Below are 14561 nucleotides of genomic sequence, written 5' to 3'. Positions count from 1 at the left end.
AACTACCCGTGCGTCTGGGACGTTTCCGCAGGTCGGACCGATTGTCAGTGGTCGCCTCTACGGTTTTTCCATGACGCGATCACTGCAGGCCGTGGCCTATCGCCGACCCTCCGCGCTGGAGTCGGCGGCGGACGGGCGCCGGCTCGGGCTGGAAACCTCCCGCGGGGCCACGCCGACGGGTGTCCAGGACCATCCGAGCTTCTTCGCGGGTTTCCTGACCACACCTCAGGTGGCGGCGGCGGGCCTGCTCGCGGTGGCCGACGTGGCGGCCGCGCGGTACTACCAGCCGCAACTGCGTGCCTCGCTCGACCCGGTGGTGACCGGCAATGGCGACCGGCTGCGCTTCGAGTCCTTCTCCGGCTGCGGCGGGGTGTACGCCCGCCTGGACGTGCTCACCCCGGGCCTGGACGGCGGCGAGGTGGGTCACGGCACCACCAACGTCGACGTCAACAACCCGCTGCGTGAGGCGCTGACCCGCCTCGGCGGCGACGACCCGCTGCACCTGAGGGTCGGCCCGGACGAGCTGGCGGTCACCACCCTGGGCGGACCGGTGGTGGAGAAGAAGGTCCCGCTGCCCGAGCGCTGGCTGCGCGGCTTCGCCGAGGCGCAGGTGGTGGCGGCGGGGTTCGACCTGCGGGCCGAACTGCCGGCGGCCGAGGCGGTGCGGTTCCTGCGCGGACTGCCCCGCTCCGACGGCGGCCGCCGCGCCCCCGCCGGGCCGCGCTGGGTGGTGCCGGTGGGCCGGGGGCTGCGGCCGACGACCCGTCCGGTGCCGGGCGCGGTCTGCCTGCCGGGCCCGGAGCGGCTGGCCGCGCTCCAGCGGGTGCTGCGCCACGCCACGGCTCTGCGGGTCTACGGCTCCGCGGTCACCGGTACGGCCCCCGCGGCCGCCGCCTGGGAGGTCGTCCTGCCCGGCATGCGGCTCACGCTGACGCTGTCGCCGGACGCCTCGCGCGGCTTCTCCGGTGAGGGCGGGGTGCTGGACGCGCTGGCCACGGAAGAGGCGGCGGAGGACGCCGAGTTGATCTCCGTCCTGCCGGCCTGGGAGCCGCGCGTCGACGTGGCCGACCTCGCCGCCGCGTCCGGTCTCACCCCGGAGCGGGTCCGTGCCGCCCTGGTCCGCCTGGGCACCTCGGGCCAGGTCGGGTACGACACGGCGGAGGCGGCCCACTTCCACCGGGAGCTGCCGTACGACTCGGGGCGCGCCGAGCCGCACAATCCCCGGTTGCGCTCGGCGCGGGCGCTGGTCGAGGCGGGCGCGGTGGCTCTGGACGGCTCCCTCGCCACGGTGACGGCGGAGGACGGCCATGTGCACCGGGTGCGGGACGAGGCGGGGGTGCTCACCTGCAGCTGTCTGTGGTGGGCGAGGTACCGGGGCGGGCGCGGGCCGTGCAAGCACGCGCTGGCGGTGCGGATGGTCCGGCGCGGTGCGGTGCCGGGCGCGGCGGCGAGCGCCGACGCGGTGCAGCGGGATCTGGCGGGAATCGACGGGGGTGTGCGATGAGTGAGCTGATGGAGGCGGTCCGGGCGGGCCGCACGGCGGACGCGCTGAAACTGCTGACCGGGCTGACGGATGCCGAACGACGGCTTCATCTGCCGGGGTTGAAGGAGTTGCGCAAGGAGATGCGGGCGGTCCCGTGGTGGGAGTCCCGGTCCGAGCGGATCTCTCCGGCGCTGCATCTGGCGGGGACCGCCTGTCAGACGGGCGCGGCGGCGGCCGCCGACTGGCTCGCCGGCGCGGACATGCGCTGGCGTCAGGCCCCCACCGAGAGCATCCTGCGGGCGCTGGAGCACCGGGACGCCGGCTGGCTGGCCGATGTCGCACACCGGCTGGCACGCCGGCCGGTGTCCGCGCGGGTGCCGTACCCGCTGATGTCCGGGCTCGTGGCGCGCGCGGGCTGCGAGGTGCCCGTCACGGACGCCTACCTCGTCGGCTGGGTCCAGCACATCGGGGGCCGGTGGGACGAGTCGAAGGTGCTGGACGCGCTGCGCGTCGAGCCTCATCTGGCCGCTCTGGTCGCCGGTCTGTTCACGCTCACGGACCTCGGCGAGGTGCGCTGGCTGCTGGAGGACGGACCGCACTCGTGGCAGAGCGCCCTGCTCACCCTGGCCCGGGACGGTGTCCTCGACCGCGCGTCCCTCGTGGACGCCTGCGTCGCCCGGCTGCTGCGCGGCGGCGGCCCCACGGACCACCGGGTCTTCCTGCCGCTGCTCACCGGCCTCGCCCTGGGGAGCGCGGAGGAGCGGGAGCGGATCGCCGAGTGGACCGCCCTCGCCCGGGACGCGGTCTCCCCCGTGGCGGCCCATGCCCAGGCGGTGCTCGCGGCCCTGGCCCTGGACGGCGAGCTGACCCCGCGGCAGTTGGCCGAGGCCTCCGAGGGACTGCTGTTCCGCACGGAGAAGAAGCTGGTCCGGGCGCAGCTCGTGCTGCTCGGCAAGGTGCTGGCCCGTGCGCCGGGCACCGCGGCGGAGCTGCTGCCGGTGGTGGCCCAGGCGTTCGGGCACGAGGACGCCCAGGTGCAGGAGCGCGCCCTCAAACTGGTCGAACGGCATGCCGCACGGCTGGGCTCGGTCGAAGAACTGGGCTGGGCGGTCGAGCAGTTGTCCCCCGTCCTGCGCGCCCGGGCGGCCACGCTGCCGGGCATCACCGTGGCAGCCCCGGAGGTGTACGAGGAGATCCTGCCGCCCGCCCCCGAGCCGGTGCGCCTGCGGCCCGCGCCGGAGACGGCGGTGGAACTGGCCGAGGAGATCGGCGCGGTGCTGGCCTCCGCCGACGAGGACGTCGCCGCCTACGAGCGGGTGCTGGACGGCCTGGTGCGCCACTCCCATCGGAACCCCGACGCGCTGCGTGAGGCACTCGGACCGGTCGTCGCCAGCCGCTGGTGGGCGACCTCGGACGACACCCACTGGCCGCGTATGGACGACATGTTCGGCAACGGCCGTTACGGCGCACTCGGCGCCGGCGAGGGTCTCGACCTGCTCCTCGCGACCCTGCACGGCAAGGTGAGCACGGCCACGCTGCTGGACGCGGTGCGGCGCGTCCCCCATGAGCACGAGTGCCCGCACGCCGGCCTCAGCTGTGTGTTCGACGCCCGGCTGCGCGAGGTGGCGTACCGCCTCCGGGCGGATCCGCTGCCGCTGCTGCTCGCCACACCCACCTGGAGCACCGGCCTGCTGGAGCCGGCGGACCTGGTGGCCCGCCTCGCGGAGTACCGGCGCCTGGACGCCCGGGTGGGCGGGGCCGACTTCGCCCAGGCCCTGCTGCGGGTGCGCACGGACGACCGCGCGGCGGCCGAGGAGGCGGCGCGGCACGCACGGGCGCTCGGCACCCGCGAGGGTGCGCGGCTGGCCCACCGGCTGTCGACGGGCGATCCGGTCCGGCCTCCGGTCCGGCGGCGCGTCCACGGCCCACGCGTACTGCTGGAGCTCGGTGAACTGCCCGAGCTCGTGGAGGGGTTCCCGCAGGAGTTCCACCGGCTCGGCGGGCCGGTCTCCGTCTTCACGGAGCGCTGGTGCGGTCACTGGGACCACGCGCTGCGCCGTCACTGGCTCGCCGTACTGCCGGAGCGCCGGGAGCTGGTCGCGATCCGGCTGCAGCACGACGTGGCGGCCACGGCCGTGGACGACAGCCGTGGTGCCGCCGTCCTGCCGCTGCTCGCCGAGTCCGGTGGGGAGGCCGGTGAGGCCGTGCACCTGTGCGTGGCCTACGGTCTCGGCGCACGGCACGCGGAGGACCGGCTCGCCGCCGTGGACGCCCTGCTGGTGCTGGCCGGGCGCGGGCAGCTCGACACCGCGGTGCTGGGCGCGGACCTCGGCCAGCTGGTGCGGCGCGGCGCGGTGAAACCGCAGCGGCTGGCCGACTCGGCTCGGACGGCGGCGGCCACCGGAGCGCACGCGACGGTCTGGGAGATGTTGCGGCATGCCCTTCCCGTGCTGTTCGCCGACCTCGCGACCGGCCGGCCGGAGGCGTCCACCGTTCCCGCCAGAGGGCTCGGGGATCTGCTGGCCGCGGCGGCGGACTGCGCCGAGCGTTCCGGGGCACACGGGGAGCTGCCGCATCTGGCGGGCATCGCCGCGCGCAAGGGCAGCTCCCGGCTGGTCACCGAGGCGCGGCGGCTGCGAGCCGCGCTCGCCTCGGAGGCGCTGGCCGCGTGAACGGGTCGGGTCCGGCCGTGGACCGGCCTGCGGGTGCGGCTCGGCCGCACCCGCAGCAGTAGAAATTCCAACAAATGGGGCGGAGCATGCTTTACCCATCGGTCACAAACCGTTCGTGATCACGCAACACCCTTCCTTCACAGTGGCTGCATGACTCCAGACATGTCTGATGTGACCCGGACGAAGCACGGACGACCCGTGCACCACTGGCGGCGGGACGTCGTCGAACTCGCCGCGCTCTTCACGGCCGTCGCGGTGGCGGACGCGGTGGCGAACCTGATCGGCCACGGACCCGACGGTCCGACCCTGTTGGTGGTCTCCGCCATGCTGCTGGCGGCGACGGCAGGTTTCCACGTCTGGTGGGCACGGCGCCACGGACACGCACCGCCGGTCAGTGATACCGGTGCCCGGCAGGCCGCGCGGACGCGGTCGGCCGGGCCCACCGGGCAGCCCGGCGCCTCGACGGACGAGGTGGCCGGCACCGGTGCGCTGTGGCGGATGCGGACGACGGTGAAGGACGAACCCGGATCGCTGGCGGCGCTCTGCGCCGCGCTGGCCGAGTACCGGGTCGACATCCTCAGCCTGCAGACGCACCCGCTGGCCGACGGCACCGTGGACGAGTTCCTGGTCCGGGCGCCGGGCGGACTGCAGGCGGCCGAACTCACCCGGGCGGTCTCGCTGGCCGGGGGCAGGTCCACCTGGATCGAACGGGCCGACGCCCACGATCTGGTCGACGCCCCGACCCGGGTGCTCGGCCTGGCGGCCCGCACCGCGCTGGACGCCGCGGAACTCCCCCTTGCTCTGCGTCAGTTGCTGGGCCGGTGCTCGATCCGTTCGCTGCCCGGGACGCCGTTCGGGGGCGGCCGCGGGCCGGAGCCGGTGCCGGTGGAGGGCGTCCTCGAGGACACGGTCATGCGACTGCGGGCGCCGGAGGGCGGTGTGCTCACCGTGGAGCGGCCGTATCTGCCGTTCACGCCGACCGAGTTCGCGCGGGCCCGCGCCCTGGTGGAGCTGGACAGCCGGCTCGGACCGCGGATCCCGGAGGGCAGGGACGTGCTGACGCTGCCCGAGGGCAACGACATCACCGTGCGACGGATCGACACCGGGGACCTGCCGGCGGCGAAGGCGATGCACGACCGGTGCTCGGCGCGCACCCTCGGCATGCGCTACCACGGCCCGGTCCCCGACGCCGACCGCTATCTGAACCATCTGCTCAGCCCGCGCTTCGGGCGGACCCTCGCCGCCCAGACCACCTCGGGCCGCGTCGTCGGCCTCGGGCATCTGCTGTGGGACGGTGACGAGACCGAGATCGCGCTGCTGATCGAGGACGCGTGGCAGCGGCGCGGTATCGGCGCGGAACTGCTCGGCCGGCTGGTGACGATGGCCTCGGAGGCAGGCTGCGAGAGCGTGTACGCGGTGACGCAGGCCTCCAACACCGGGATGGTCGCCGCGATGCGCGGTCTCGGGCTGCCCCTGGACTACCAGATCGAGGAGGGCACCCTGGTGATCACGGCCCGGCTGGACGCCACACCGGTCGCCGCCCGGCCGGCCCACGACACCGCGCAGGACCGGCTCGGCGCCCCGACCCGCCGGGACTGACCCGCCACCGCACACCGCGACGGCCCGGCCCGACCGGCCGGGCCACTTCCCGGGCCCCGGCGATGTCAGTCAGCCGGCTTTGCCGCCCGCATCGCACCCGGGCGGCATCGACCCACCGGACCCGTCGCCCGGGCCGGCCGCCGTCGGCTCGTCAGGCCGGCACCAGCCTCCCCGGCCGGCTGAAGCTCCGCTCGGCCGGCAGCGGCCCGCGCCGTCGTACCCCGATCGGCCGGCGCCGCCCAAACGGTCCGCCGGAGCCGCCGCGCCGACCGCTGCTGGTTCGACGGTCGCGGCCCGCCCGGTGGGCCTGACCCCAGGGTCCGTCGGCGAGCGTGCACCCGCACCGGCACCGGCGCCTGGCCCGTACGGCGGCGGTCGGCGGTGCCGCCTCGCGCACCACCGCCGACCGCGCCCGCCCTCCGATCGTCCGGTCCCCCGACCCGGACGACGGCGGACAGCCCGGTCAGTGCACCGCTTCCCGGAGGGGTACCGGGGTGCGGGCCGGGACGCCGAGGGCCTGGTCGAGGTCGGCCCAGAGGTCGTCCACGTCCTCGAGGCCGACGGACAGCCGCAGCAGCCGGTCACTCACGCCCGCGCCGCGCCGGTCGTCGGCGTCGACGATCCGGTGGCTGATGGACGCGGGGTGCTGGATGAGGGTGTCGACGCTGCCGAGACTCACCGCCGGGGTGACGAGGCGGACCCGGCTGATGACCTCGTGCGGGTCGCCGTGCACCTCGAAGGCGACCATCGCACCGCCGAGCCGCGGATAGCGGACGCGGGCGACGCGCGGGTCGTCGCTGAGCCGGCGGGCCAGTTCGGCGGCGTTGGCGGACGCGGCCCTGACCCGGACGGGGAGCGTGGACAGGCCGCGCAGGAGCAGGTAGCCGGCCAGCGGATGCAGCACGCCACCGGTGGCGAACCGTATCTGCCGCAGCCGGCCCGCGAACTCCTCGTCGCAGGCGACGACCCCGGCGAGCACATCGCCGTGACCGCCGAGGTACTTCGTGGCGCTGTGCAGCACCAGCCGGGCGCCGTGCTCGGCCGGACGCTGGAGCACGGGGGTCGCGAAGGTGTTGTCGGCGAGCAGCGGTACGGAGCCGCAGGCGTGCGCGACGGCCCGCAGATCGACCTCGGCGAGCGTCGGGTTGGCCGGGGACTCGACCATCACCAGGCCGGTGTCCGCGCGCACCGCGTCGGCGATGCCGGCCGGGTCGGTCCAGGTGACCTCCGAGCCGAGGAGGCCAGCGGTCAGCAGGTGGTCGCTGCAGCCGTACAGGGGCCGTACCGCGACGACGTGCCGCAGGCCCATGGCGGAGCGGGCGAGGAGGACCGCGCTGAGGGCGGCCATGCCGCTGGCGAAGGAGACGGCGGACTCGGTGCCCTCCAGGCGGGCGAGCGCGGTCTCGAAGCGGGCCACGGTGGGATTGCCGAGACGGCCGTAGACGGGCGGACCCACCGGATCGGCGCCGTCGGCGGCGAAGGCGTCGATGCGGGCGGCCTCACCGCGGCTGTCGTACGACGGGTAGGTGGTGGACAGGTCGATCGGCGGGGCGTGCAGACCCTGGCGGGCGAGATCGTCGCGGCCGGCGTGCACGGCCTCGGTGGCCAGTGCTCTCGTTGCGGTGCGTACGTCGTCGTAGGCACCGGTGCTCGCTGTGTCCATGGGCGGAAGGGTGAACATCGAACGGTTCACTGGAATCGAACACCGTGCTACGTTCGGCCAATGGCCGAATCTGTCGTACTGGATCCGGTGGACCTCCACCTGCTGCGCCTGTTGCAGAACGACGCCCGGACCACCTACCGGGACCTCGCCGCGCAGGTGGGCGTGGCGCCGTCGACCTGTCTGGACCGGGTGACCCGGCTGCGCCGCTCGGGGGTGATACTCGGCCACCGGCTGCAGGTCGACCCGGGCAGACTGGGCCGCGGGCTGCAGGCGCTGCTGTCGGTGCAGGTGCGTCCGCACCGAAGGGAGCTGGTGGGACCGTTCGTCGAGCGGATCCGCGAGCTCCCGGAGGCGCGCTCGGTGTTCCACCTGACCGGCCCGGACGACTACCTCGTGCATGTGGCCGTCGCGGACATGGCCGATCTGCAGCGGCTGGTGCTGGACGAGTTCACGGCACGGCGGGAGGTGGCCCGGGTGGAGACCCGGTTGATCTTCCAGCAGTGGGAGTGCGGGCCACTGCTGCCGCCCGGCGACGCCCAGAGCTGAATCCCCCGAAACGTGGGTGACGCGGTGATCCTCGGCGTACGAGGATGGGCGGCATGTCTGACACCAAGAGCGCGCTCCCCCGTCAGGTCGCCGACGCGTACGTGGACGACCTCATCGCCCTCGATCCGATCACCGGTACCTACCTCGGCGTGCAGGAGAGTTCGAGCAGGCTGCCCGACTATTCGCCGGCCGGTCGGGAGGCCCTCGCGGAGCTGGCCCGGACCACCCTGACGAAGCTGGACGAGGCGGAACGCCGGCCCGGCGCGGACAGCGACGTGGAGCGGCGCTGCGGCCGGCTGCTGCGCGAGCGGCTGACCGCCGAACTCGCCGTGCACGAGGCGGACGAGCACCTGCGCGCGGTCGGCAACATGCACACGCCCGGCCACTCGGTGCGGGACATCTTCACGGTCACCCCGTCACAGACGGACGAGGACTGGGCGGCGATCGCCGAGCGGCTGCGCGCGGTGCCGGCGGCTCTCGCCGGGTACCACGAGTCGCTGCAACTCGGTCTGGACCGGAAGTTGTTCGGCGCTCCGCGCCCGACCGCGACGTTCATCGAACAGCTCACGGAGTGGACGGACACCGACGGCTCGGGCCGGGGCTGGTTCGAGGACTTCGCCGACGGGGGCCCGCAGGCCCTGCGCACGGAACTGAAGGAAGCGGCCCGCGCGGCGACCGGCGCCCTGGTGGAGCTGCGGGACTGGCTGCGGGACGTGTACGCGCCGGCCGTCGAGGGCGCCCCGGACACGGTGGGCCGGGAGCGGTACGCGCGCTGGTCCCGCTACTTCAACGGCACCGATCTCGACCTGGACGAGGCGTACGCGTACGGCTGGTCGGAGTTCCACCGCATCCTCGGCGAGATGCGGCAGGAGGCGGAGAAGGTCCTGCCCGGCGCCGAGACCCCGTGGGTGGCGCTCGCGCACCTCGACGAGCACGGCCGGCACATCGAGGGCGTGGAAGAGGTCCGCGAGTGGCTGCAGGGCCTGATGGACAAGGCCATCGCGGACCTGGACGGCACGCACTTCGAACTCGCCGAGCGGGTACGGAAGGTGGAGTCGCGCATCGCCCCGCCCGGCGGCGCGGCCGCCCCGTACTACACCGGGCCGTCGGAGGACTTCTCCCGGCCGGGCCGCACCTGGCTGCCCACGATGGGCCAGACCCGGTTCCCGGTGTACGACCTGGTGTCGACCTGGTACCACGAGGGCGTGCCCGGCCACCATCTGCAGATCGCGCAGTGGGCGCACGTGGCCGAGAACCTCTCCCGCTACCAGGCGACCGTCGGCGGGGTCAGTGCCAACGCGGAGGGCTGGGCGCTGTACGCGGAGCGGCTGATGGACGAACTGGGCTACCTCACGGGCCCGGAGGAGCGGCTCGGTTACCTGGACGCGCAGATGATGCGGGCGGCGCGGGTGATCGTGGACATCGGTATGCACCTGGAGCTGGAGATCCCGGCGGACTCGCCGTTCCACCCCGGGGAGCGCTGGACGCCGGAGCTGGCGCAGGAGTTCTTCGGGGCGCACAGCAGCCGGCCCGCGGACTTCGTGGAGAGCGAGCTGACCCGGTACCTGACCATCCCGGGTCAGGCGATCGGCTACAAGCTCGGTGAGCGGGCGTGGCTGCTGGGCCGGGAGAAGGCCCGCGCGCGGCACGGCGACGCGTTCGACCTGAAGGCCTGGCACATGGCGGCGCTGTCGCAGGGTTCGCTGGGCCTGGACGACCTGGTCGACGAGCTGGCCCGGCTCTGACCTGCCGGGGGCTTCCGGCCGCCGTCCTCCGGTTCAACGCCGGAAGCCCCCCTCGGAGTTGATGACCTCTCCGGTGATCCAGCCCGCCTCGTCGGTGGCCAGCCAGGCGATGAGGCGGGCCGGGTCGTCGGGCAGCCCCCAGCGTCCGGCGGGGAACCGCGCGGCGACGGCCGCGTGGTCCTCGCCGGTGGCGTAACCGGTGTCCACCGGGCCCGGGTTGACGGTGTTGACGGTGATCGACCGCTCGGCGAGCGCGGTGGACAGCGAGCGGGTGACGGAGGCGAGGGCGCCCTTCTGGAGGGCGTAGGCGATCTCGCCCGGCATGCCGCCGGCGATGTCCTGCCCCGAGGTCATCATCACGACGCGGCCGCCGGGTGCCCCCGGGGGCAGCTGCGAGCGCGCGCGCACGTACGCCTGGACGAGCAGCAGCACCGAGCGGGTGTCCACGGCCCAGTGCGCGTCCAGCATCGCGGCGTCGACCTCGTCCAGGGTGCCGTCGCGGCCGCTGAGGGCGTGGTTGGCGACGAGGATGTCCAGCCGCCCGAACTCCTTTGTGACGGTGTCGATCAGCCGGGCCGGTCCGTCCGGATCGGCCAGGTCGCCCGGCCCCTCCACGACGCGTGCCGCCGGATCGCCGAGCGCCGCGCGCACGGACGCGGCGACGGCCTCGGGGCTGTCGGCGCCCCAGGGCATCTCCATGTCGTGCGGTACGTGGTGGTGGAGGTAGACGCCGGCGCCGTACGCGGCCAGCCGCCGGGCGACGGCGTGCCCGATCCCCGCCCGCCGGCCGACGCCGGTGACGAGGGCCGTACGGCCCAGCAGCGGCAGCGGATCCCGGCGCAGGTCCTCCGGGGCGGGGTGGTGCGCGTCAGGAGACATGACCGGCCACGATAGGGGTGCGCCGCGCCCGGTGCGAGCGAATTCCGGCGAGCGGGCGGCGGACCTCGTGCCGCTCCACCACGGCCTGCCCGGTACGGCCCGCCTCCGGGGCGGGCGGGGCCCCCCTCGGCCGTCCGGCCGTCCCCCGGTGGCGTCCGCGGTGGCCAGGCCGCTAGCTGGTGCCGGGGCGACGCGGAGGAGGCGGGCCGGGACATGCGGGAGAAGAGGCCGGGGCAGCGGGTGCTGGAGACACCGCGGGCGGCCGGGCTGGCCGGGGTCGTCTTCGCGCTGCTGCTGGCGGCGACGATCGTCCTGGTCCGGCTGGGGGTCCCCGCGGGGGCCGACGCGGTCACCGCCCAGGGTTTCCAGCAGTCCGGGCGGCGCAGGGCCGTGCTGGCGGCCCTCGCGCTGGTGCCCTTCGCCGGCATCTTCTTCCTGTGGTTCGTCGGCGCCGTACGCACCCACGTCGGGGCGGTCGAGGACCGGTTCCTGGCCACCGTCTTCCTGGGCAGCGGACTGATCTTCACGGCCATGATGTTCGGGGGCGCCGCGGCGGCGTCCGCCGTACTCGCCGTGGAGGCTCCCACGGGCGCGACGCCCGGGCCGTCCGTCTGGGACTTCGGCCGCGATTTCGCGTACACGCTGCTGGTGGGGTACGGCATGCGGATGGCGGCCGTCTTCGTGTGCTCCCTGTCGGTGATGGGTCACCGCCTCGGGGTGCTGCCGCGCTGGCTGTCGGTCGTGGGCATCCTCACCACGCTGACGCTGCTCTTCGTGTCCCCGAACGTGCCCTGGGCGGAGCTGGTCTTCCCGGCCTGGTCGCTCGTGCTCAGCCTGCACATCCTCATGGTCGGCCGCCGCGCGAGGGCCCGGGCCGCGGCGTCCTCCTGACCGTGTCGGCACCCCCGCGCCGCCGTTCACCCGGTCGGTCCTCCCGGCGGGCGGCCCCGCGGCCCGGCTCCCATGCTGGCGTGCGGGACATGACCGCCGTCCGGAGCTGACCGCACGCCACGGGGTGGAGCGCACCGGACCTGGCCACCGGAAAGGGCGGAGCGTCGATGAGGCTCGTCGTCGATCTCAACAAGTGTCAGGGGTACGCGCAGTGCGCGTTCCTCGCGCCCGACGTCTTCGCCATGCACGGCGAGGAGTCGCTGGTGTACAACCCGCGTGCGGAGGAGGAGCAGCGGGAGCGGCTGGCGCGTGCCGTCGCCGCGTGCCCGGTGCAGGCGATCACCGCGGACGGTCTGGACGGTGCGGAGGATTCGGCGTCCCGGTCGCTGGGGGCGTCCGATGGCCGCTGACCCCGTGGAATGGCTCAGGCGCGAGGGCCGGATCGTCGTCGTCGGTGCCTCCTTGGCGGGTCTGCGCGCCGCCGAGACCCTTCGCGCCGAGGGCTTCACCGGCGAGCTGACCCTGATCGGTGACGAGCCGTACGAGCCCTACGACCGGCCGCCGCTGTCGAAGTCCGTGCTGCTGGGCCGGGCGTCACCGCTGCACACCGAGCTGCCGCACCGCCGGGAGATCGACGCCAAGTGGCGGCTCGGTGTCCCGGCGGCCGGGCTCGACCTGTCGGCCAAACGGGTCCGGCTGGCCGACGGCGACGAGGTGGAGTACGACCGGCTGCTCATCACGACCGGTGTCCGCGCGCGGCCCTGGCCGAAGGAGGAGGAGGCCCGGCTGGACGGCGTCTGCCTGCTGCGGACGCGGGACGACGCGGCCGCTCTGTACCACCGGCTGAAGGCGGGGCCGCGCCGGGTGTTCATCATCGGTGCCGGGTTCGCCGGTTCGGAGGTCGCCTCGGCCTGCCGGGAGATGGGCATCCCCGTCACGGTCGCGGAGCGCGCGGGGGCGCCGCTGGTGGGTGCGCTCGGCGGAGTGGTCGGCGCGGTCGCCGCGGAGCTCCAGCTCGAGAACGGCGTGGATCTGCGCACGCATGTCACGGTGACCGCTCTGGAGGGCGACGCGACGGGCAGGGTGCGGGCGGTCCACCTGTCCGACGAGAGTGTCGTCGAGGCGGACGTGGTCGTGGTCTCGCTGGGTTCGCTGCGGAACACGGACTGGCTGGCCGGGTCGGGGCTGGGCGCGGGCCCCCGGGGCATCGCCTGCGACGCGGGCTGCCGTGCCTTCGACTTCCGGGGCATCGTCACGGACGACGTCTTCGTCGCGGGCGACGTCGCGCGGTCCCCGCACGCGCTGTTCGGCTACCAGTTCCTGTCGCTGGAGCACTGGGGCAACGCCGTCGCGCAGGCGGAGACGGCCGCGCACAACATGATCTGCCACGGCGCCGACCGGCGGCCGCACCTGTGGATGCCGGCCTTCTGGTCGTCGATGTTCGGCGTGAACATCAAGTCCGTCGGTGTGCCGCCGATGGGCGACCAGATCATGATCACGCAGGGCTCGCCGGCCGAGCGGCGGTTCGTCGGCGTGTACGGCCACCAGGGCCGCGTCATCGCCGCCGTGAGCTTCGACAACACCCGGTGGCTGGAGTTCTACGCACGGCAGATCGAGCGGGGCGCGCCGTTCCCGGTGGAGTACCCGACGATGGACCGGCGTCCCGAGGGCCGGCAGCCGGTGGCCGCCGACTTCCCCGACCCGTCGCTGCCCACCCACGGGCCCACCGTGACCCTCAGCGGCTACTCGCCGGCCGACCAGCAGCTGGTCTTCCACCCCGCCCGCCACTAGACGGCCGCCCGGCCCGACGCCCAAGGACCTGTCATGACAGAAGCCTCGCTGGTCAACCGGATCACCGACTTCGCGAACCGCGCCGACCCGTACCCGCTGTACGAGGAGCTCCGCGCCACCCCGGTGCTGCACGAGGAGGAGGGCGGCCCCTACGTCCTCAGCTCGTACTACGACATCAAGGCCCTGCTCCACGATCCGCGGATCAGCTCCGACGCCGCCAACGTGGCCGCCTCGGGGCGCGACGCGCTGAACGACCTGGAGGAGACGGGCGGGCTGCCGCCGTCCTTCCTGCGCCTGGACCCGCCCGAGCACGACCGGCTGCGGCGCATCGCCAACAGCGGCTTCGGGCCGCCCCACCGGCCCCGCCGGGTCGACAACCTGCGGGGCGACATGGCGGCGACGGTCACCCATCTGATCGACGGCTTCGGCGACGCCCGGCAGGTCGACCTGGTCGACCAGTTCGCCTATCCGTTCCCGGTGACGGTGATCTGCCGGCTGCTCGGGGTGCCCCGGGAGGACGAGCCGAAGTTCCGCGCCTGGGTCGACCCGCTGGTCGCGAGCCTCGACCCCGACACCCGGCAGGGCGCGGACGAGGAGTTCCTGAACTCCCTGCGGGAGTCGCGGATGGCGCTCGGCATGTATCTGTCCGGCCTGGCCGAGCAGCGCACCAAGGAACCGCAGGACGACCTGCTCTCCGACCTGGTGCGCAGCGACGGCCCGAACGGCTCCATGACGATGATGGAGGTGCTCAGCACCGCCGTGCTGCTGCTGATCGCCGGCCACGAGACGACGGTCAACCTCATCACCAACGGCATGCTCACCCTGCTGCGCCACCCGGACGTCCTGCGGCGGCTGCGGGAGGAGCCGGCGCTGGCGGTCAACATCGTGGAGGAGCTGCTGCGGTACGAGCCGCCGGTGCAGATCGTGCCGCAGCGCACCTGCATCGCCGACATCGAGGTGCGCGGGGTCACCATCCCCAAGGGGTCGCGCATCTGGCTGATGATCGCGGCCGGCAACCGGGATCCGGAGCGGTTCAAGAACCCCGAGCGGTTCGACCCGGACCGGGAGGACATCCAGCACCTCGGCTTCGGCAGCGGCATCCACAGCTGCTTCGGCGCTCCGCTGGCCCGGCTGGAGACGCAGATCGCCCTGATCGAACTGGCCCGCCGGCTGGAGAACCCGCGGCTGGTCGAGGATCCGCCGCCGTACCGGCCGAACGCGGTGCTGCGCGGCCCGCGGCACCTGAACATCGCCTTCGACGACCTGCGTTGAGGTTGTGCCGGGGCGAGCGG

The 14561-nt window shown here is 74.2% G+C and carries 11 protein-coding genes; 9 read left to right on the top strand and 2 right to left on the bottom strand.

The window, feature by feature from the left end; translation table 11 throughout:
- Positions 1-70: 70 nt before the first annotated feature.
- From BLW57_RS33000 to BLW57_RS32990, 3 genes are all read left to right on the top strand, one after another.
- Complete coding sequence (locus BLW57_RS33000; RefSeq protein WP_093479381.1) at positions 71-1504, top strand: SWIM zinc finger family protein; 1434 nt, start codon at positions 71-73, stop codon at positions 1502-1504.
- Positions 1501-4155, top strand: a complete 2655-nt coding sequence (locus BLW57_RS32995) for a DUF7824 domain-containing protein (RefSeq protein WP_093479380.1) — start codon at positions 1501-1503, stop codon at positions 4153-4155. Before BLW57_RS33000 ends, BLW57_RS32995 begins: the two co-directional genes overlap by 4 nt.
- 162 nt (positions 4156-4317) lie before the next feature.
- Positions 4318-5754, top strand: coding sequence for a GNAT family N-acetyltransferase (locus BLW57_RS32990; protein ID WP_256339642.1), 1437 nt, complete (start codon positions 4318-4320; stop codon positions 5752-5754).
- 463 nt (positions 5755-6217) lie between these two features.
- On the opposite strand, the gene BLW57_RS32985 is transcribed toward BLW57_RS32990, so the two are convergent.
- Positions 6218-7417 carry a trans-sulfuration enzyme family protein gene (locus BLW57_RS32985; RefSeq protein WP_093481005.1) on the bottom strand — a complete coding sequence of 400 codons (1200 nt, stop codon included), beginning with the start codon at positions 7415-7417 and terminating at the stop codon, positions 6218-6220.
- 60 nt (positions 7418-7477) lie between these two features.
- Between BLW57_RS32985 and BLW57_RS32980 the strand changes: the two genes are divergently transcribed.
- On the top strand, positions 7478-7963 hold the full coding sequence (locus BLW57_RS32980) for an Lrp/AsnC family transcriptional regulator (RefSeq protein WP_093479378.1): 486 nt from the start codon (positions 7478-7480) through the stop codon (positions 7961-7963).
- Between the two features lie 53 nt (positions 7964-8016).
- Positions 8017-9708, top strand: a complete 1692-nt coding sequence (locus BLW57_RS32975) for a DUF885 domain-containing protein (protein ID WP_093479377.1) — start codon at positions 8017-8019, stop codon at positions 9706-9708.
- A gap of 33 nt (positions 9709-9741) precedes the next feature.
- Here the strand turns inward: BLW57_RS32975 and BLW57_RS32970 are convergent, their stop codons facing one another.
- Entirely contained in the window at positions 9742-10587 is an 846-nt protein-coding gene (locus tag BLW57_RS32970) for an SDR family oxidoreductase (protein WP_093479376.1), read from the bottom strand.
- Between the two features lie 213 nt (positions 10588-10800).
- On the opposite strand from BLW57_RS32970, the gene BLW57_RS32965 reads away from it, so the two are divergent.
- From BLW57_RS32965 to BLW57_RS32950, 4 genes are all read left to right on the top strand, one after another.
- The gene (locus tag BLW57_RS32965) at positions 10801-11478 is read left to right on the top strand and encodes a hypothetical protein (protein ID WP_093479375.1); all 678 of its coding nucleotides are present in this window, start codon (positions 10801-10803) and stop codon (positions 11476-11478) included.
- A gap of 167 nt (positions 11479-11645) precedes the next feature.
- Complete coding sequence (locus BLW57_RS32960; protein WP_093479374.1) at positions 11646-11888, top strand: ferredoxin; 243 nt, start codon at positions 11646-11648, stop codon at positions 11886-11888.
- Positions 11878-13269 (top strand): NAD(P)/FAD-dependent oxidoreductase, encoded by a 1392-nt coding sequence (locus tag BLW57_RS32955; protein WP_093479373.1) that lies wholly within the window; start codon positions 11878-11880, stop codon positions 13267-13269. Before BLW57_RS32960 ends, BLW57_RS32955 begins: the two co-directional genes overlap by 11 nt.
- Positions 13270-13302: 33 nt before the next feature.
- Positions 13303-14541: a cytochrome P450 gene (locus BLW57_RS32950; protein WP_093479372.1), complete on the top strand. Its 1239-nt coding sequence runs from the start codon at positions 13303-13305 to the stop codon at positions 14539-14541.
- The last annotated feature ends 20 nt before the right edge of the window (positions 14542-14561 follow it).

The sequence above is a fragment of the Streptomyces sp. 1222.5 genome, from assembly GCF_900105245.1.
Lineage (GTDB): Bacteria > Actinomycetota > Actinomycetes > Streptomycetales > Streptomycetaceae > Streptomyces > Streptomyces albidocamelliae.
Note: the sequence above shows the minus strand (reverse complement) of the source record. Positions and strands in the feature narration are given on the sequence as shown.